Genomic DNA, 20,008 nt, shown 5'->3' with positions numbered 1-20,008 from the left:
TAACTATATTTTAATCTTGCACCTGTATATAATCGGCCCAATATAAAGAATTTAGAGTCTAGTTGTGGCGTTTTACGTTGCTAAGTTAACTTAAAGAGCAGTGATAATTCATGTTTAGTAATTTATCCGATCGTTTATCCGCATCACTGAAGAAAATAAGTGGTCGTGGTCGTCTTACCGAAGACAATATCAAAGATACCCTACGCGAAGTCAGAATGGCCTTATTAGAAGCTGACGTTGCGCTTCCTGTTGTTCGTGATTTCGTTAAATCTGTAAAAGAACGTGCAGTAGGTGAAGAAGTTGGCAAGAGCCTAACGCCAGGTCAAGTATTTGTTAAAATTGTCCAAAGTGAGCTTGAAAAAGCCATGGGCGACAAGAATGAAGATTTAAATTTAGCAGCACAGCCTCCTGCCGTAGTAATGATGGCGGGTTTGCAAGGTGCTGGTAAAACAACTTCGGTCGGTAAACTTGCTAAGTTCTTAAAAGAGAAAAAGAAAAAGTCCGTTTTAGTGGTGAGCGCCGACGTTTATCGACCAGCTGCAATAAAACAGCTAGAGACCCTTGCGACAGAAGTTGATGTTGAATTTTTCCCGAGCACCGTAGAACAAAAGCCAATTGATATCGTCAACGGTGCGATTGCCCATGCGAAGAAAAAGTTCTTCGATGTGTTGCTTGTTGATACTGCGGGTCGTTTAGCGGTAGATGAAGCAATGATGGCTGAAATTAAAGATCTACACGCAGCTGTAAAACCAGTTGAAACCTTATTTGTTGTTGATGCGATGACAGGTCAGGACGCTGCAAATACAGCAAAAGCCTTTAATGAAGCCTTACCGCTTACGGGTGTAATTCTTACCAAAGCGGATGGTGATGCAAGAGGTGGTGCAGCGCTATCGATTAGACACATTACTGGCAAGCCAATTAAATTTATTGGTATGGGCGAAAAAATAGATGCGTTAGACCCATTCCATCCAGAACGTATTGCCAGCCGAATTTTAGGCATGGGTGATGTTCTATCTTTAGTAGAACAAATTGAATCTAAAATCGACAAAGATAAAGCTGAAAAAGTTGCCAAGAAGGTAATGAAAGGCCAAGGCTTTGACTTAGAGGACTTCAAAGACCAACTAACCCAAATGCGAAGCATGGGTGGTATGTCTAGTTTGATGGATAAGATGCCAGGAATGGGTAATATTCCGGATGCGGTTAAAGGACAAGTTAATGACAAGCAGTTTAATCAAATGGAAGCCATCATTAACTCAATGACAAAAAAAGAACGTAAGTTCCCTGAGGTTATCAAAGGTTCAAGAAAGCGTCGTATCGCTGCAGGTAGTGGCACGCAAGTACAAGACGTGAATAGACTTTTGAAGCAGTTTACTCAAATGCAAAAAATGATGAAGAAGATGAAAGGCGGAGGCCTAATGAAAATGATGCGCGGAATGGGTGGCGGGATGCCAAAAATGCCAGGCGGATTTCCACGCATTAAATAAGGTTTTATTGCTATTCCGAGAGTGATACTCATCATTTTCGATAAAATATTAAACGGGTCATCATTGAATGGCCCGTTTTTGTCATTACTACTTGAAATTTTTCACCAGATCCGTACAATTGCGCGACCTTTTTTAGGGTGTCTAAAAAGGGTGGTGAATTTTCACCTTAACCATTAGTAATAATTGAGGAAATTATGGTAACTATTCGTTTAGCTCGTGGTGGCGCGAAAAAACGTCCATTCTACTCAGTCGTTGTTGCAGATAGCCGCCGTTCACGTGACGGTCGTTTCATTGAGAAAATCGGCTTCTTCAACCCAATCGCGACTGGTCAAGAAGAAAAAATCCGTATCGACCTAGATCGTGTTGAACACTGGGTAGCTACAGGTGCACAACTTTCTGATCGTGTTGCAAAAATCGTTAAAGACGCTAAGAAAGCGGCTTAATTGATTATGCAAAAGAGTGAAGGTAAATAAATGAGTCAGTTAACAAATTCAGACGAGTTCATTCTAGTCGGTAAAGTTGGTGCAACATATGGCATCAAAGGCTGGTTCAAAGTAAATGCCTACACTGAGGTTCCTGAGGGAATCTTCGATTATAGTCCTTGGCGCGTAAGCCTCAATGGACAGCAACATCTAGTGAAGGTTGCCGATTGGCGCCGACACAACAAAGGCCTAATTGCTAAGTTAGATGGCGTAGATTCAATTAATGATGCAGAAGCTTGGCTTCATGCTGAAATTTTTGTTGAAGCCAGCCAGTTGCCAGAATTGGCAGAAGACGAATTCTATTGGCGTGACCTTAAAGGCATGAAAGTAGTAAACGACGCTGGTTATGATTTAGGTACAGTTAATGGCTTGATGGAAACGGGTTCAAATGACGTTTTAGTAGTCGATGCAAATGCTAAAGATGCATTCGGCAAAACTGAAAGGTTGATTCCGTATATTCAGGATGACGTGATCAAATCAGTCAACAAGGAAGAAAACACCATTACGGTGGACTGGGATCCAGGATTCTGACAAGTATGAATTGTCAGTTGTGGTTAGGCGTTATTACGCTCTTTCCAGAAATGTTTGACGCGATTACACAGCAAGGTGTGATTAGTCGAGCCATCAAAAACGGCACTATAGAATTTAACGCATGGAATCCTCGTGATTTTACGCATGATAGACATAGTACAGTTGATGACAGACCTTATGGCGGCGGCCCAGGAATGTTAATGATGGTGCAACCTTTAACAGATGCGATTCGCGCTGCGAAAACAGCAGCTGGAGAAGGGGCTAAAGTGATTTACTTGTCTCCGCAAGGCAAAAAATTAGATCACGAAGGTGTTAAACAACTAGCGCAAAACAAAAAGTTAGTGCTAGTCGCGGGTCGATATGAAGGAATAGATGAACGAGTGATTCAATCGGAAATCGATGAAGAATGGTCGATTGGAGATTTTGTTCTAAGCGGTGGTGAATTACCGGCAATGACATTGATTGATTCGGTGTCGAGAATGATTCCAGGTGTGTTAGGGCATAATTTGTCCGCAGAGCAGGATTCATTTGCAGATGGTTTATTAGACTGTCCGCATTACACAAGACCTGAAGTACTGGCAGACCAACGGGTGCCAGATGTATTACTTAGCGGTAATCATGAAAAAATCCGACAATGGCGGTTAAAACAGTCATTGGGTAGAACCTGGTTGCGAAGACCTGATTTAATTAACAATCTAGCTCTGACTGACGAGCAGCAACGTTTGTTGAACGAGTTCCTTAGTGAACAAGAAACAAATGATGTTGTTTAGATATCAGTGAATCCTAGAAAAGAGAGAAAATAATGAGCAAAGTAAGTCAAAACATCATTAAGGCTCTAGAAGAAGAGCAGCTTAAGACTGATGTACCAGCATTTATGCCTGGCGACACAGTAGTTGTAAAAGTACGCGTAAAAGAAGGCAACAAAGAGCGTCTTCAGGCGTTTGAAGGATTTGTATTAGCGAAGAGAAATCGCGGTTTACACTCTGCTTTCACAGTACGTAAAATTTCTAACGGTGAAGGTATTGAGCGTACATTCCAAACGCACAGCCCAGTTATCGAGAGCATCGAAGTGAAACGTCGTGGTGACGTACGTCGCGCTAAACTATACTACATGCGTGAACGTTCTGGTAAGTCAGCACGTATCAAAGAAAAGTTATCTTTCAGAAAGTAAACTAGTTTACTCGATGTTAAAAGAGGAGCACACAGTGCTCCTTTTTTTATGCTATAAAGAAAATCCCAGCACTTAAAAAGCGAGTTGTCGTGTTATTAGAAGATTTACGTCAGGATATCGATGCAATCGATACCCAACTAGTTGAGTTGTTAGCTAAACGTCAGCAGATCACAAGCAAGGTTGGCGCATATAAAAAACAAATAGGTAAAGCCATATATGACCCTGTTCGTGAGGCCGCGCTTATATCTGAGCGTCGATCTCTTGCTGAATCGCTCAATGTCAGCCCAGATTTAATTGAAGATCTTCTAAGGCGAATAATGCGCGAGTCGTATCAGAGTCAGCATAATTCCTATCGTTGCTTGATGCCGCAAGCAAAAATTGTCGTAGTCGGTGGTGCGGGTGCGTTAGGGAGTCGTTTTGTTGATATGTTTTCACGCTCTGGTTACGAGGTTGTAGTATTTGAACAAAATGATTGGGCAAATAACAGCGCCGTATTTTCTAACGCCAAGCTGGTTATTATATCAGTGCCAATTCAAGTGACAGCTGAAGTTATATCACAACTGCCTGAGTTACCTGAAGATTGTATTCTTGCTGACTTAACGTCACTTAAAGAACAACCGTTAAATGCCATGCTAAATAAGCACTCAGGTCCAGTGGTTGGTTTACATCCTATGTTTGGACCAGATGTACCAAACTTTGTGAAACAAGTTGTTGTGGTATGTAATGGGCGCCATCAGGAGTCTTACCAATGGTTAATTGAACAGTTAACACTATGGGGTGCAATATTAGAAGTAGATGACGCTCAGCAACATGACAGTAGCATGGAAATCATTCAAGCAATGCGTCACTTTACAACTTATGTATATGGTCGTTTTTTGGCGAAACAGAACCCAGATCTGCAACAGCTGTTAAGGCTGAGCTCTCCTATATATCGCCTAGAGTTAGCAATGACTGGCCGTTTGTTCGCTCAGAATTCCCAACTCTACGCTGACATTATTTATAATGCGGAAAATATTCAGGCGCTAGCAAAAAGTTTCTTTGAAGAGCTGAATGAGGCACTGGTTGAGCTGACGGAAAATGACAAAAAAGCATTCCAAGCATCCTTTGATGATGTTGCTGATTGGTTTGGTGACGCGTCTAAAGAGTTTTTATTGGAAAGCCGAGCAATGCTTAAAACTGCACATGATGCAAAGTCTGTTAAGCAATTGAGTAGCAAATGAAAATATTCAAAATTATATTAACTTTTTCTGTATCTGAATTGGCTAAAACAAAATACTACGACTAAAATCGTTGTAAATAATAAAAATTCGTTAAGTTTACTCCGAGACTTTAAAGGACCCTTTATGTCTACAGAAAATGCACTATTAACAATTTTGGTTGAAAAGATTCAAAGTGACTCTTTAGTACTGCCTACGTTACCAGAAATAGCGATTAAAATTAGAGAAGCGGCAGACGATCCAGATGTAAATCTTCATATGATGGCCAACGTTATCTCACAGGATCCCGCTTTGTCTGCCCGTTTAGTAAAAGTGGCTAATAGCGCTTTTATGGGGCGTTCAGTAAAAGTTGACTCGCTAAATCAAGCCGTTACCAGAATAGGCCTTCGACAAATAAAAAATATTGCGACAGCGATAGCGATGGAGCAGTTATTCGTTTCTAAAAATGAACTTGTTCGCGAATACATGCAAAAGTCTTGGGAAAAAACGGTAAATGTAGCTTGTGTCGCAATTGCTACCATGCAGAAGTGGGAAAAAGGTCATAAACATACGTCAATTAATATTGATACATTAACACTAGCAGCATTAGTCCACAGTATCGGCGTACTGCCAATACTTACAGAAGCCGAGCGACACGAAGAAGTGTTTGCTAATCCAAGCTTTTTGGAAGCGGCAATTAAGAGAATGGGCGGTAAACTTGGGGGCGCTATCATGCGTTCTTGGGGCTTTAGTGGTGACTTTATTGAAATTGCCGAAAAGTGGAATGATCTAGAGTATAAAACGCAAAGCGTAAGTTATATAGACTTTGTTCGAGTTGGAGCCTTGTATCATGATGTATTGTGTAAAGGGCAAGCGGATATAGATAAATACGAATTTTATGTAGAGAAAGGCGTAGTTGAAGATATTGAATACTTCAAATCAGACGAGTTTAACAAAGCACTATTAGACATAAAGAGTGTTTTTGCATAATTGATATTGTCTTACGGTACCAAGGTTATTTAAGACAGATAAAACTTAAGTAAAAAAGCTAACCATTAGGTTAGCTTTTTTCTTTTAATAAGCATGACCCTGAACACAATAAGCGCAGCTCGAATCATTATCACCAATTAATTTTCGACGGTTGACACATCCCAAACAGCTACTAAGTCATTAACTAAGTTATTTAACTCGCCTGTCATTAATGCAAAGTCTGCATCAAATTTCGCTAATTTATCATCTGATGGTACATCGTCTGTTTGTTCTTTTACTATGTCTAAAAATTTGATTTGTTTAATGGCCGCTTCTTCATTGATTACAAATTTTGCTTTTTCATCCCAAACTAGACCTAGCTTGTGAACAAATTTGCCATTTGTGATGTGAAGTTGTACTTCTTCTTCAGTGACATCATGATTTTTTAATTTCGCGACTGCCGCTTCCTCATCCAAAGCCTTTAATTCAATATCGCTTGCGAATTGGAATGGACTTGGTAAGGCGTCATTCTTAACCCAGTTTGTCATGGCAAGCATCAAATCTTGCTCTGGTTTTAGTGGAAGAATAGGTAATGAGCCAATACATTGTCTTAGCATCGCAAGCAGATTCTCTGCTTTATTGGCACTGCTGCTATTTACAACAACCCACTGGTTTTTTATATCTATGTACGCGTATAAGCGACTACTCTTTGAAAATGCTTTTGGAAGCAAAGTCTGAACAATCTCTTCTTTTATTGACTGCTGTTCTTTTTTGCCAACTTTCTGCCCTCGTTCTTGCTGTATAAGTTGCACTTTTTCTTCTAAAGCTTCTTTTATAACAGATGAAGGCAGAATTTTTTCTTCAGTCTTCAAGCAAATTAAAAATGTATTACCTGCTGCATGTAATAGCCCTTCAGTGCCTGGTATTGCAGGTACCCAGCCTTGCTTAAGCTGATCTTGACTACCGCAAGGTCTAAAAAGGTGGTCTTGTAAGTGATTAGTAATTTCGTCAGCGGATAATTCAAAAGGCTTGGTAAATTTATAAATGAAGGCGTTGTTAAACCACATACAGCTAATTCTCTATAATAAACAGGGACTGAATCATATCAAACTAGCAGTATTTAACACCTGAATTTTTTGATAAAAGACCTAACTAAAAGACTTTGGGATCTTAATATTATAAGTTAAGCCTTCACCAGTTTGGCTTTGAGCCGTGATATCGCCGTGAAGCGTTTGCGTAACTATATTGTATGCGATATTGGTACCTAACCCAGAGCCACCTTCATCTCTTTTAGTGGTATAAAAAGGGTCAAATAGTTGATTGATTTGGTCAGATTCTATACCGCGGCCATTGTCTTTATAGACGATATTGATTTGATCTATGTTGTCAGATACGTCAATTTCAATTTCGCCTTCTTTCATGTCTTCAAATCCATGAATAACGCTATTGATTATAAAGTTCGTAAATATCTGCGAAATAGCGCCAGCTGGAACGGAGACTTCTAAATCTAGAGGACAATTAATAACAACCTTATGTTGACCGCGTTTGAGTTCGGGTTTTAAGGACGCAACAATTTCGTGTAGGTAAGAATTAATATTGATAACACGATTCACTTCACTAGTTTGATCTACTGCAATTTGCTTGAAGCTTGCAATTAGTTCACTGGCTCGTTGCAGGTTATTAGACAACAACTCCGTACTTTGTTTGCTTTCCAGTAAAAAGGTTTTCATATCATTAGCGCTAAGCGTTTGGTTAGTAAGCTTTGCTTCGATTTCATTAATACGTTCAGTTAGCACACTCGTCGCCGTGACACTGACTCCAATTGGCGTATTAACATCATGCGTAATACCCGCAACAAGGCCACCAAGTGCCGCAAACTTTTCTGACTCTACTAGCTTTCCGTGTGCAAGCTTAAGTGTTTCTATCGTACTTTCTAGTTCATGAGTCTTTGCTAGAAGTTGGTTTTCAGTGCTATTACGTGTTTCTATTTCTTGTCTTAGAACACTTTGATTGCTTTCAAGTTGGTATTTTTGTCGCTGCAAATCCATCATCGCCTGACTTAAATTCGCGGTCTTTTTAGCTACTTCTTGTTCTAATAACAAGTTTTGTTGGTCAAGCATGTCGTTACTTTTGAGAAGCTGTTTTTGAGTATGTTTAAGCTTTTCTTGTGACTCTGAAAATTGGGCAATGAGACCATTAAAAGAACTTTGAATATCACCGAGCTCACTGCCTTTAAAGCGGTTAACATTTAGCTTTACGCCAGATAGATTGTTTAAATCAATAGACTCTAGCTGCTCAACGAGATCGTCTAGTGGGTTTGTAAGATGTTTTCGAAATGCCATCAGGAATAGCAAAATTAGGAAGGTCGTTTTTGTAAATGCGCTTCCTAGCATAAAATAAACGCTTAGCAGTATACGATCAACAACGACATCACGAGATGAAAATAAAGTAACATCTCCAACTAACGTGCTGCGACCGGAAAACTCAAAAACCAAAGGGAACCGGTAACCAAATAAGCCATTTGGCCCTGAGATCATTTTTCCACCGTGGGCGAGATCTGACTCTTCTTCGATCACGTCAAACTCAGAATTACCTAACTCAGTTAGTAACTCACCATATTCGTTGCGAATTAATACGCCCTCAATTTTGGGCATAGCCACTAACCCTTCAGATATAGAAATGACTTGTGGTGTGTTTAACTCCCAGATGGCTCGAGTAAGACTTCGGCTAAAAGTATTTTCTAAAGTACGTAACTCTTTAGCAATATAAGCTTTAGTATTAATATATTCAGCCAGCAATTGGACGCAGGTAACGGCAAAAGTTAAGACAAAATATACGGACAATACACTCATTAGTAATCGTCTTGAAATGCTTTGTTTTTGCTTCATTAATATTGCGGTCCTAGGTTATGGCATGGGTAAATTAAAGAATTAAAAAGTAATAAAAGTAACTATGTCTCTAGTATGTCTATGTTATAACAAAAATAAGTTAATTTAACTAACTCTTATATCCTAGTAGAATGTGAAAATCTTGCCCACTAAAAGAAATATTTATGACAGAAAATACTAATTGGACTCAGTTTTTTAAACAACAAAAATGTCAGCCATATTATGGGCAGCTGACCAAACAAGTCGAGGACGCCCGCAACAGTCATGCAACTATTTTCCCGCCTTCGAATCAAGTATTTACGGCCTTTGAATTAACACCAATAAATGAAATTAAGGTTGTTATTTTAGGTCAAGATCCATATCACGGATTAGGTCAGGCTAACGGTCTTAGTTTTTCGGTCAGTAAAGGCCAAAAAATCCCTCCATCATTACGTAATATTTATAAAGAATTAGCGTTAGAGTATGAAGACTTTGAAACACCAAAGCATGGTGATTTGAGCTCATGGGCAGAGCAAGGCGTGCTATTACTAAACGCAGTTTTAACTGTTGAAGAGGGTAATGCTAATTCGCATAAAGATTATGGCTGGCATACGTTCACAGACAATGCGATTAAGTACATAAGTGAGAATACAAAAGATGTAGTGTTTATATTGTGGGGTGCGTTTGCGCAAAAAAAAGAGGTGTTGATCGATTTAACGAGACATTCTGTTTTGAAGTCAGTACATCCCTCGCCACTGTCAGCAAGAAGAGGTTTTTTTGGTTGTAACCACTTTAAAATGGCTAATCAAATACTAGAAAGTAAAGGTAAGACCAAGGTGAATTGGTACTTACCTTGATTACTTTGTTACCTTAAAACTCTAAATCTGCAAGATCGTAGTCTGCAGATGGGTCTATATCCTTAAGTTCGTTGCGCAATCGGTATTTGTCTTTTATTGACTCGATTTCGCGCCATTTGCGTTTTGCTCCTCGTTTACTCGCGCGTTTACCAGTATCGTTTAAAGCGTTTTCAAACAACTCAGCTAGCCCTTCCATATCGGCCCCCTTAACGTTTAATTATTATTGTTATAAGGATGATAGGTGGTGAATCGTCACACACCTAAAATGCACAAATTCGTTTTATCACAACGGGGGATAATGTAAAGATAAAAAGTGAAAAAAATATGAACAATTTTTGAAAGATATATGAACAATAGTGGTTCGTTTATTGTTCGCTTCGATGTCTTTTTACTTAAGTTATTGTTGCTTAAACTTTTTTAATCTTTGGTGTAGACCTGTCGTTAGCATAACGCCAGTTAAGATTAAAATTCCGCCAAAAAACATATTAATAAATAATGGCTCGTTTAAAAATGTACTGCCAAAAAAGACACCAAAGATAGGTATCAGGTAGGTGACCGACATAGCAATCGTTGGGCTGGTAAATTCTATTAGTCGATAGAACAGAATATAGGCAAACCCAGTGCATAAGGCGCCCAATATAATTAGAGCTGCCCAGGCATGCAGAGAAACTGACATTAAATGAGTTATTGTGTCTCCGATAAAAAAGACAGGCAACACGATAAATGCACCAACAAACATAGTTCCGGAGGCAACAAGCAGGGCAGGTACGTTGTTTAAATGTCGTTTTGAATAATTAGATGAAATGCCGTACATGCAAGTGGCGGTAATTACGGCACAAATCGCTAAGACATCATTGTCAAAACTAAGCGACAATTTATGCAGAGTTAATACTATGACACCAATAAACCCAAGTAATAAACCGAACCAGCCACTTTTAGGCAATACCGCATTGAATAACACGACCCCAAAAAAAGCGCCCCATAACGGCGTTGTTGCGTTTACGATTGATGCTAGACCTGCCTCTAAAGACAGTGCTGCATAAGCAAACAGAAAAAACGGAATAACTGAATTACCGACACTTACTATGATTAAATTTTTCCACAGGATCTTTTTTTCGTGTTGTGGAAGAGGCGGGATATGCTTAGTTGCAACGATGATAAACACCGGAAGTAGCGTTATACCAGCAATGACAACACGTAATGCCGCCATATTAATAGCACCAAACTCGGGTGATGCTATTCGCATAAATAGAAATGAAGCGCCCCATATAGCCGCTAATAGAACAAGTTCTAGATAATACTTAGGGTTCACTTCATATCCTTGTGATGGCTGCTCGGTTAATTGACGTGAGATTTAAATAAATCGACAAGCTGCTGAGTAGATGAATCAAGGGAATCGACCGTTTCCCCTTTGATAGCACTTAGCACTGTGTCGCCAAGTACTTTACCTAACTCAACGCCCCATTGATCAAAACTATTCACATTCCAAATGACGCCTTGAACAAAGACCTTGTGTTCGTAAAGAGCAACTAACGCCCCGATTTGTTTTGGTGTTAATGATTCCATTAACAATGTATTAGATGGCCTGTTGCCTGGCATTCTTTTGTGAACAGCTAATGTTGCAGCTTCTTCAACTGAGAAACCTTTTGCAATTAACTTTTGATTCACCTCATTAATCGTTTCACCTTGCATTAATGCTTGAGTTTGAGCAAAGCAATTTGCAGCTAACATTTGGTGATGTTCGACTTCGCTATGGTTAGGAACGATAGGCATAATGAAGTCAGCCGGTATAACTGTATTTCCTTGATGCATTAATTGGTGAAATGCATGTTGTCCATTTGTTCCTTCACCACCCCAAATAATTGGACCGGTTGCGTAATCAATCGGGTTATTATCCATATCGGTAGACTTTCCGTTTGACTCCATATCTAACTGCTGAACATAAGCTGGAAAACCACGTAAATAATGGCTGTAAGGCAGTAGAACATGAGCTTGACTACCAAACATATTTCTATACCAAACACCGAGTACGCCCATAATTACAGGTAAGTTATCTTGCAATGGAGCCGTTTGAAAATGAACATCCATCTCATGACCGCCCGCTAAAATCTCCGCAAAATTGTCGTAACCTAAGGCAAGTGCGATAGGTAAACCGATAGCCGACCACAATGAGTAACGGCCGCCTACCCAGTCCCACATTGGGAAGATATTGTCAGGGTCTATACCAAACTCTGTTGCTTTGCTGATGTTACTAGATACGCACATAAAGTGCTTGCTGATATCTGAGAACTCAGCGCCTTGACCTAACAACCAATCACGCGCCGTTTCTGTATTTTTTAACGTTTCTTGAGTGGTAAAAGACTTGGAACTCATCACAACCAAAGTCGTTTCAGCATTAAGTTTTTTAAGTACATCGGTAATATGATGCGCGTCGACATTGGCAACAAAGTGAACATTAAGCGACGATACTTTATAAGGCTTTAACGCTTCCGTGATGATTTTAGGCCCAAGAAACGAACCACCAATGCCAATTGCAACAACATCGGTAAACACTTTGCCGGTATAGCCTTTGCGCTGACCAGAATGTACTTGGTCAACAAAAGATTTTATTTTAAATAGTGTTTCATGCACTTCATCAACCACATTAACGCCGTCGACCAGCACGGACTTGTGTTTAGGTTGACGTAACGCAGTATGCAATACAGCTCGTTGCTCGGTGGTATTAATAATGCCGCCAGTAAACATGGATTTGGTTTTTTCAGATAAACCTGAGTTATTGGCAAGTTCTAAAAGTGCATTAAATGCACTTTCATCAATGTTATTTTTTGAAAAGTCTAGTGTAAAACCACAGGCCTTACGCGTGTAAGTTTTTGCTCGCGCTTTATCTTTTGCAAACAAATCTTTCATGTGCACATTTTGTAAACGTTCAAAATGCGGTTTCAACGAATCTAAGATATCTCGATTCATAGCAGACTGACTCATATTTAATAGACCTTAAAGTTTTGCAGTTAACAATGCTTCTAGTTTTACCTGATCTTTCGCAAAGTTACTTATGCCCTCGGCTAGTTTTTGCGTCGCCATTGGATCTTCATTATGCTCCCAACGAAACTCTGCTTCAGTCATTTTATTCGGGCGTTCAGATTTGTTGCCTGCAAAAGATAACGCTTTTGGTAAAGGCTGCTCAATTGCGTCTAGTTCTTCTAATAAAGCCGGTGCTATTGTTAAGCGATCACATCCAGCTAGAGCCATTATTTCATCTACGTTTCTAAAGCTTGCACCCATAACTACGGTTTCATATCCGTGTTGCTTATAGTACTGGTAAATGTTGCGGACTGAGATAACACCTGGATCTTCCTCGCCACTAAATACTTGCTGTTCACCGTTCGCTTTATACCAATCTAAGATTCGTCCGACAAACGGTGAAATTAGAAATACGTTAGCTTCGGCACACGCCCTTGCTTGTGCAAAACTAAATAACAAGGTTAGGTTACACTGTATGCCTTGTTGCTCTAATATTTCTGCTGCTTTGATGCCTTCCCACGTTGAAGCCATTTTAATTAATACGCGATCACGGCCGATACCCGCTTGTTCATATAGTTCGATTAATCTTAGCGCTTTAGTAACGGTTTTGTCCGTATCAAAAGATAGCCTTGCATCTACTTCGGTAGAAATGCGACCAGGAATTAGAGCGTTAATTTCTTTACCAATTAACACGGCTAGCTGATCCGAGGTATCTTCTAATTGCTGAGCTTTGTCATTTGATTGTTGTTTTGCCCACGCGACAGCTTGATCGATATACTTTGAGTATTCTGGGATTTGAGCTGCTTTTAATAACAGTGAAGGGTTTGTTGTTGCGTCAACTGGACGGAACTTTGCAATTGCTTCAATTTCACCGGTGTCAGCAACAACAGTGGTCATTTCTCTTAATTGTTTTAATACACTAGACATTTTATCTTCCTGAAAACTTTTTGTGCCGAATAGACGTAGAATTGATTACTTTCTGGACACTAACAGTATAGTTAGCTTTGCGGCATTATGATGATTATTACTTGATGGTAAAACTACAAAGAAAGACAGATTTATTCAAGCATGATTCGTAATTAAACCACGGTTTTTGTAGACTATCAGCAGAAATTAAGCAAAACGATCGTAAAATTACGACAATTCATTTTTACGCCTGTTAATGATCACATTATTACGCGACGTAAATATAACTTAAGTTAATGAGAGAAACATGAATACAGTTTCAAACGAATCAACAATTGACTCATCACTACAAAGTACGGTTACTCTATTTAGTTATGGTGGGTTGTTACCATTTTTATATTTTGCAACTTGTGCTTGGTTTCCTGGGTTAAATTTATTTGAAACCGAGCCATTAACTGTTTTTAGGGCATATAGTGCCGTCATTCTCAGCTTCTTGGCTGGCACACTATGGGTGTTTGGATTAATTGCAACGCAATATCAACAGCAAGTTGAAGTGCGAAGCCGAAGTTTAATTTGGTCCGCTATATTTCTGTCGGTGATCGCTTGGGGAAACCTATTTATCGTCGGTAAGGCCGCACTTTTTGTAGCAGGAATGTTATTTTTAGTGGTTTGGCAAATAGAGCAAAAAACTGAGTTAACAAAGTGTTATCCAGCTTGGTATACTGAACTTAGAGCAAAGCTAAGCATGATAGTGGGCGCCCTACATATTATTATCTGGTTAACTATTAGCTAACGCTTTGCTGAATGCGCCATGCCGTAACCAGCAATTATGACCTTTTCAAATTTAAATATAAGAAGCGACTTTCTATGTTATACGTAATTTCTCCAGCAAAAAATTTAGACTATGAGACGGCCCCAGCGACGAACAAATATACTCAGCCGGAACTTATGTCAGATGCAAAAGAGTTAGCTGATGTTTGTAAGCAGTTAACGCCTCAAGACCTGAGTTCGTTAATGCATATAAGTGACAAACTAGCAGGACTAAATGTAGCCCGATTTGCAGAGTGGCAACCTGACTTCACTCCTAAAAATGCCAAACAAGCCGTACTAGCATTTAATGGCGATGTGTATACCGGCCTTGAAGCTGAGTCGTTCAGTGATGATGAGTTTGAGTACGCACAGCAACACCTTCGTATTTTATCTGGGTTATACGGTGTATTAAAACCATTAGACTTAATGCAACCTTATCGACTAGAGATGGGAACAAAACTGACCAATCCTCGTGGTGAAAACCTTTACCATTTTTGGGGTGATATAGTTACCAACAAAATTAATGAACAAATTGAGGCTGTTAGCGCCCCTTATTTAGTAAACTTAGCTTCAACAGAGTATTTTAAGTCAGTAAAGAAAAAGCAATTAAACGCCAAGTTAATTACACCAACGTTTAAAGACTGGAAAAATGGCCAATATAAAATGATCAGCTTTTACGCCAAAAAAGCGAGAGGCATGATGGTGCAATACTTAATTAAAAACAAAGTAGAAACGCTAGATGATTTATTAAAGTTTGATATGGCCGGTTATGAATACAACGCGGAGCTATCAAAACCAGACGCACCTTGCTTTACCAGAAAAGAAACTAACTGAAGCTAATATGACATTATCAGGGTCGCATTTAACTTTTTACCAGCAACTGTTAAACGTTGTTCCGGAATCTCAGTTAATTACCGACCCTTTTAAAACACTTGTCTATTCTACCGACGCTAGTTTTTATCGTTTACAGCCAAAATTCATTGTTGTTGTTGAAGACGAAGCGCAGATTCAATCCGTGTTGCGCATTGCCTACGATCTTAACGTACCTGTTTGTTTTCGAGCCGCAGGCACGAGTTTGTCCGGACAAGCCATAACCGATTCAGTATTAATTAAACTATCTGATAACTGGCAACATCTAGAGGTGCTGGATAACGGTCAGTATATTAAAATGCAATGTGGAGTGTTAGGAAGTCAAGCCAACGTCGCATTAGCAAAATACTCCTCAATTTTAGGTCCTATGCCGGCGTCAATTGATGCTGCCAGTGTGGGTGGAATGGCCATTAATAACGCAGCTGGCATGAACTCCCTTGATACTTACGGGCAAATGACAGACGCAAAATTTATTTTTGCTAACGGCAACGAGCTTGATACAAAGCTGGTGAAATCGAATGAGCAATCTCGATTAGATTTTTTGCAACAGAATAAAACATTAGTAAATGGCATAACCGAGTTGGTTTCTTATGTTAAGTCTAATCAAAGTTTAGTTAATACAATTAAACAAAAATACCGCATAAAAAACACCACAGGTTATAGCCTAAGAGCGTTAGTTGAATTTGATGACATAGTTGATGTTATTTCCCACTTGATGATAGGTTCTGAAGGTACATTAGGTTTTATTTCCCACATAACCCATAAAACAGTGGCGATTTCACCTTTTAAATCTGTTTCGCTTATTGTTTTTAATTCGCTAACCGATGCCGGTATTGCGGTGCAACGTTTAAAGGCTATTCAAACGAAACAGCAAGCGCTTATTGGAGCAGCAGAGCTCATTGATTATTTAGCACTCAAGGCAATTTGTCACGAACCCGGAATGCCTCAGAGCCTGCAAACACTGACGTGTGATAATGTTGCCTTGCTCGTTCAAGTAGAGGCAGACTGTCTTGACCAATTGATGCAGAGCATTCGTTTAGTGTCAGACCAGCTAGCTAATTTAGATTTGGCGTCACCGATTCAGTTTTCTCAGGACAAGCTGCAAATTCAACATTATTGGCAAATGCGCAAAGCTATTTTTCCTGCCGTTGGCGCAAATCGTCCTGCCGGAACGACAGCTTTGATCGAAGACGTAGCGTTTCCTATTGATCGATTACCAGAAGCTTTAGTCGATTTACACTCGCTGTTATCTCGTTATGAATATAGTGATGCCGTCATTTATGGGCACGCGTTAGATGGCAACTTGCACTTTATTTTTTCACAAGCCTTTTCAACGCAGCAGCAGGTAAATAGATACGAAGCCTTTATGCGTGATGTCGTAAATCTTGTTATTGATAAGTATCAAGGCTCACTTAAAGCGGAGCATGGAACCGGGCGGAATATGGCGCCCTTTGTAGAGCAAGAGTGGGGGCCGTCGCTGTATGACGTCATGAAGAGAATTAAATCTCTATTTGATGAGAGAGGAATCTTGAATCCTGACGTCATGATCACAAAAGATCAACGCTTGTTTGTTAAAAATATCAAACCTTTAATAGCGGGTAATGAACTCATTGATAAGTGCATTGAGTGTGGTTTCTGCGAGCGACAATGTCCATCAAAAAACATTACTTTTACACCTAGGCAACGCATTGTGGGTCATCGCGAAATTATGGCACAAGAGCATAATTTATTGTCCGTGGATGATAAAACCGCGCTGTTCAAAAAGCTTAAATCAACAAAACAAACATATGAATATCAAGGTATAGATACATGTGCAGGTTGTGGATTGTGTGAAACAAGTTGTCCGGTAGGTATTAATACCGGAGATTTAATTCGTCAACAACGAAAGTTACAACATAAAAGTTCGCGAATACGTAACATCTCAACAACTGCGACTGCAAAGCTAATTGCCAATCATTTTGGGGCAATTTCTAACCTTGTACGACTTGGTGTAGTGATGAACTCGTTGTTGACAAAATCATCTACATTGAGTCGTTGGTTAAGACTGCCAACTTTGCCATCAGTGGAAAGACTATCGAATATCACTAACAGTGTGAAAGTGGCGAATGCGCAACCGACCTCTACTGCAAAAAAAGTGGTGTTATTTCCTTCTTGTATATCGCGGGTTTTTGGAGCAACTAAACCCGAACAGCTGGATAAAGAGTCGGAAAAACAAAACCAATCTCAAACCGAAGCGTTTGTGAGCATTTTAAACAAAGCGGGTTACGAGGTTGTATTACCAGAAAATGTTGATCAACAATGTTGTGGCTTGCCTTTTAAAAGTAAAGGTTTTCCTCATCAAGCTAACGAAAAAGCAACTCAGTTAATCAATGAATTAACCAAAGCAAGTGAACAAGGCCGTTGGCCCATTGTGATGGATACCAGTCAATGTTTTGAACAATTGCTAGAGGGCTTAAATAGAGCTGAGCACCAGCTGTCAGGTAGGGTTCTGTCGTCAAATAAGTCTCAGTTCGACGTTAGCGATCCATTGTCATTTTTACACGATAACGTATTACCGAAGTTGAAAATTGTACCTAAGACTCAGCCGGTGACATTCCACCTTACTTGTGCGGCGCGAAGAGGTCAAAAAGATTCACTTGCACTGTCTATTTTAAAGTCGTGCGCTGAAAATGTAACTATTCCTTCTGATATTACTTGTTGTGGCTTTGCTGGTGATAAAGGCTTTAGCGTGCCAGAATTAAATGCCAGTGCTTTAAAAACATTAAAGTCGCAAGTGAGTCATTGCCAAAGTGGGTACTCAACAAGTCGTACTTGTGAAATGGGTTTAACGACGCATAGTGGAGTTTTATATCAATCTATTGTTTATTTGTTGGATGAGGTAAGTGAATAGTGCGAGGAACTGGCAATATGTTTACAAATTTTTACGCAAAAATACTGAATACTTGCAAATAACAGTGGCTCAAACAGCGCTCATGAGTAAAATGGTCGCTATAAAAATAATATAAGAATAGTAAAAGGGGACAAGGTTTGGCTGAGATTGAAAGAGAATCTATGGACTTTGACGTAGTCATTGTCGGAGCAGGCCCAGCTGGGTTATCGGCTGCCATTCGTTTGATGCAAAAAGCACAAGAAAACGAACAAGAATTGATGGTGTGTTGTGTTGAAAAAGGCTCAGAAGTAGGCGCACACATTTTATCGGGTGCAGTACTAGATCCAAAAGCACTTACTGAACTTATTCCTGACTGGAAAGAGCAAGGCGCACCATTAAACACAGCGGTAAGTAGTGACGAAGTTTACTTCTTACGTGGTGAAGAATCAGCATCAGCCGTTCCAAGCTTATTATTCCCAAAAACGATGCACAATGAAGGTAACTACGTTGTCTCGATGGGCAACATATCTCGTTGGTTAGCTGAAAAAGCGGAAGCGATGGGCGTCGAAATTTTCCCAGGCTTTCCTGCCTCAGACGTACTTTATGATGAAAGTGGCGCCGTTGTTGGCATTCAAACCGGCGATATGGGCTTAGACGAGGAAGGTCAGCCAAAAGATTCGTTTATGCCGGGTATGGAGCTTCGTGCTAAATACACAATTTTCGCTGAAGGTTGCCGCGGACACTTAGGCAAAACACTAATTTCTAAATTTAAGCTTGATGAAGGTAAGTCGCCTCAGCATTATGGTTTAGGCTTTAAAGAAATTTGGCAAGTACCAGAAGAGCAACATCAGCCAGGTTTAGTTGTTCATACTGCTGGCTGGCCGTTAAACGACGGTGCGACAGGTGGTGGTTATTTGTATCATGCTGATGACAACCAAGTAGTCTGTGGTTTAATCGTTGATTTAAATTATTCTAATCCACACCTAAGTCCGTTTGATGAATTCCAACGATTAAAACATCACCCTACTTACGCAAAACATTTAAAGGGTGCAAAACGCATCGCATATGGTGCAAGAGCTATCACTAAAGGTGGTTTGAATTCATTACCTAAAATGACAATGCCTGGTGGCTTTTTAGTTGGATGTAACGCGGGTACATTGAACTTTGCCAAAATCAAAGGTAATCACGCAGCGATGAAATCCGGTATGTTAGCCGCCGAGGTTATTGCAGATGCACTTAAGGCAGGTGACGAGGGTCAGAAAGACTTAACTCAATACCAGGCCGCATTTGACAGCAGTTGGTTATATGATGAATTGTATTCGACACGTAACTTTGGTCCAGCCCTTCATAAGTTTGGCACTGTGATTGGTGGCGCATACAATACCATTGACCAAAATTGGTTTGGTGGCAAATTACCGTTCTCGTTTAAAGATGAAACGCCTGACTATGCGGCATTAAAACCAGCTAATGAATGTAAGGTCATTGAATACCCTAAACCGGATGGGCAGCTTAGTTTTGATAAGCTTTCAAGTGTCTTTTTATCGAATACCAACCATGAAGAAAATCAGCCTGTTCATTTGAAGCTGACTGATGCGTCAATTCCGCTAGCGCAAAACCTACCTATGTATAATGAGCCAGCTCAGCGATACTGCCCAGCAGGCGTATACGAAATCGTAGAAGATGAAGAGGCGGGACAAAAATTCCAAATCAACTCACAAAACTGCGTACATTGTAAGACTTGTGATATTAAAGATCCGGCCCAAAATATTACTTGGGTAACACCTGAAGGTGGCGGTGGTCCAAACTATCCGAACATGTAACAGCTATCTAAACCGGTTCTTAAAAAACCGGTTTTTTGTTATCAAGCCTATTGCTTACACCTTTCGCAAGCCTTTGCCACACACAGACTTGATCTTTTTACTGAGCAAGGTAAAACAGTAAGGTGAGCAATATTAATTTACTAAAATAATAAGAA

General features: G+C 39.8%; 18 protein-coding genes. 12 read left to right on the top strand and 6 right to left on the bottom strand.

Translation table 11 applies throughout. From position 1 onward, the window contains the following. Nucleotides 1–110 precede the first annotated feature (110 nt). From ffh to ACZ1GV_RS10115, 7 genes are all read left to right on the top strand, one after another. Nucleotides 111–1,484 carry a signal recognition particle protein gene (gene ffh / locus ACZ1GV_RS10145; RefSeq protein ID WP_210561622.1) on the top strand — a complete coding sequence of 458 codons (1,374 nt, stop codon included), beginning with the start codon at nt 111–113 and terminating at the stop codon, nt 1,482–1,484. 194 nt (nt 1,485–1,678) lie between these two features. Beyond that, nucleotides 1,679–1,927, top strand: coding sequence for a 30S ribosomal protein S16 (gene rpsP / locus ACZ1GV_RS10140; protein ID WP_472674063.1), 249 nt, complete (start codon nt 1,679–1,681; stop codon nt 1,925–1,927). 30 nt (nt 1,928–1,957) lie between these two features. Continuing rightward, the gene (rimM, locus tag ACZ1GV_RS10135) at nt 1,958–2,497 is read left to right on the top strand and encodes a ribosome maturation factor RimM (RefSeq protein ID WP_472674062.1); all 540 of its coding nucleotides are present in this window, start codon (nt 1,958–1,960) and stop codon (nt 2,495–2,497) included. A 17-nt stretch (nt 2,498–2,514) separates the two neighbouring features. Beyond that, complete coding sequence (trmD, locus tag ACZ1GV_RS10130; RefSeq protein WP_472675890.1) at nt 2,515–3,267, top strand: tRNA (guanosine(37)-N1)-methyltransferase TrmD; 753 nt, start codon at nt 2,515–2,517, stop codon at nt 3,265–3,267. 32 nt (nt 3,268–3,299) lie between these two features. After that, nucleotides 3,300–3,668: a 50S ribosomal protein L19 gene (rplS, locus tag ACZ1GV_RS10125; protein ID WP_210561630.1), complete on the top strand. Its 369-nt coding sequence runs from the start codon at nt 3,300–3,302 to the stop codon at nt 3,666–3,668. A gap of 89 nt (nt 3,669–3,757) precedes the next feature. After that, complete coding sequence (gene tyrA / locus ACZ1GV_RS10120) at nt 3,758–4,888, top strand: bifunctional chorismate mutase/prephenate dehydrogenase (RefSeq protein WP_472674061.1); 1,131 nt, start codon at nt 3,758–3,760, stop codon at nt 4,886–4,888. 123 nt (nt 4,889–5,011) lie between these two features. After that, on the top strand, nt 5,012–5,854 hold the full coding sequence (locus tag ACZ1GV_RS10115; RefSeq protein ID WP_472674060.1) for an HDOD domain-containing protein: 843 nt from the start codon (nt 5,012–5,014) through the stop codon (nt 5,852–5,854). 137 nt (nt 5,855–5,991) lie between these two features. Here ACZ1GV_RS10115 and rdgC read toward each other — a convergent pair whose 3' ends face one another. Next, entirely contained in the window at nt 5,992–6,900 is a 909-nt protein-coding gene (gene rdgC / locus ACZ1GV_RS10110) for a recombination-associated protein RdgC (protein WP_472674059.1), read from the bottom strand. 81 nt (nt 6,901–6,981) lie between these two features. After that, nucleotides 6,982–8,721 carry a sensor histidine kinase gene (locus ACZ1GV_RS10105; RefSeq protein ID WP_472674058.1) on the bottom strand — a complete coding sequence of 580 codons (1,740 nt, stop codon included), beginning with the start codon at nt 8,719–8,721 and terminating at the stop codon, nt 6,982–6,984. A 164-nt stretch (nt 8,722–8,885) separates the two neighbouring features. Here ACZ1GV_RS10105 and ung point away from each other — a divergent pair, with 164 nt between their 5' ends. Beyond that, complete coding sequence (gene ung, locus ACZ1GV_RS10100) at nt 8,886–9,557, top strand: uracil-DNA glycosylase (protein WP_472674057.1); 672 nt, start codon at nt 8,886–8,888, stop codon at nt 9,555–9,557. A 13-nt stretch (nt 9,558–9,570) separates the two neighbouring features. On the opposite strand, the gene ACZ1GV_RS10095 is transcribed toward ung, so the two are convergent. The 4 genes from ACZ1GV_RS10095 to tal form a co-directional block, all read right to left on the bottom strand. Then, the gene (locus tag ACZ1GV_RS10095; RefSeq protein WP_210561640.1) at nt 9,571–9,753 is read right to left on the bottom strand and encodes a DUF3545 family protein; all 183 of its coding nucleotides are present in this window, start codon (nt 9,751–9,753) and stop codon (nt 9,571–9,573) included. A 201-nt stretch (nt 9,754–9,954) separates the two neighbouring features. Further along, nucleotides 9,955–10,869, bottom strand: a complete 915-nt coding sequence (locus ACZ1GV_RS10090; protein WP_472674056.1) for a DMT family transporter — start codon at nt 10,867–10,869, stop codon at nt 9,955–9,957. A gap of 26 nt (nt 10,870–10,895) precedes the next feature. Beyond that, nucleotides 10,896–12,539, bottom strand: coding sequence for a glucose-6-phosphate isomerase (gene pgi / locus ACZ1GV_RS10085; RefSeq protein WP_472674055.1), 1,644 nt, complete (start codon nt 12,537–12,539; stop codon nt 10,896–10,898). Nucleotides 12,540–12,551: 12 nt separating this feature from the next. Further along, a complete protein-coding gene (gene tal / locus ACZ1GV_RS10080) occupies nt 12,552–13,505 on the bottom strand; it encodes a transaldolase (protein WP_472674054.1) in 954 nt (317 codons plus the stop codon). Nucleotides 13,506–13,791: 286 nt separating this feature from the next. On the opposite strand from tal, the gene ACZ1GV_RS10075 reads away from it, so the two are divergent. The 4 genes from ACZ1GV_RS10075 (at nt 13,792) to ACZ1GV_RS10060 (ending at nt 19,853) form a co-directional block, all read left to right on the top strand. Further along, entirely contained in the window at nt 13,792–14,277 is a 486-nt protein-coding gene (locus ACZ1GV_RS10075) for a DUF3429 domain-containing protein (protein WP_472674053.1), read from the top strand. 74 nt (nt 14,278–14,351) lie between these two features. Continuing rightward, a complete protein-coding gene (gene yaaA / locus ACZ1GV_RS10070; RefSeq protein WP_472674052.1) occupies nt 14,352–15,128 on the top strand; it encodes a peroxide stress protein YaaA in 777 nt (258 codons plus the stop codon). Beyond that, nucleotides 15,064–18,054 (top strand): FAD-binding and (Fe-S)-binding domain-containing protein, encoded by a 2,991-nt coding sequence (locus ACZ1GV_RS10065; RefSeq protein WP_472674051.1) that lies wholly within the window; start codon nt 15,064–15,066, stop codon nt 18,052–18,054. The genes yaaA and ACZ1GV_RS10065 overlap by 65 nt, the downstream gene beginning before the upstream one ends. Before the next feature lie 146 nt (nt 18,055–18,200). After that, entirely contained in the window at nt 18,201–19,853 is a 1,653-nt protein-coding gene (locus ACZ1GV_RS10060; RefSeq protein WP_472675889.1) for an electron transfer flavoprotein-ubiquinone oxidoreductase, read from the top strand. The last annotated feature ends 155 nt before the right edge of the window (nt 19,854–20,008 follow it).

This window comes from Psychrosphaera sp. HA2-10 (genome assembly GCF_055693745.1).
The sequence above is the reverse complement of the archived record's forward strand: the minus strand, read 5'-3'. Positions and strand labels throughout refer to the sequence as shown.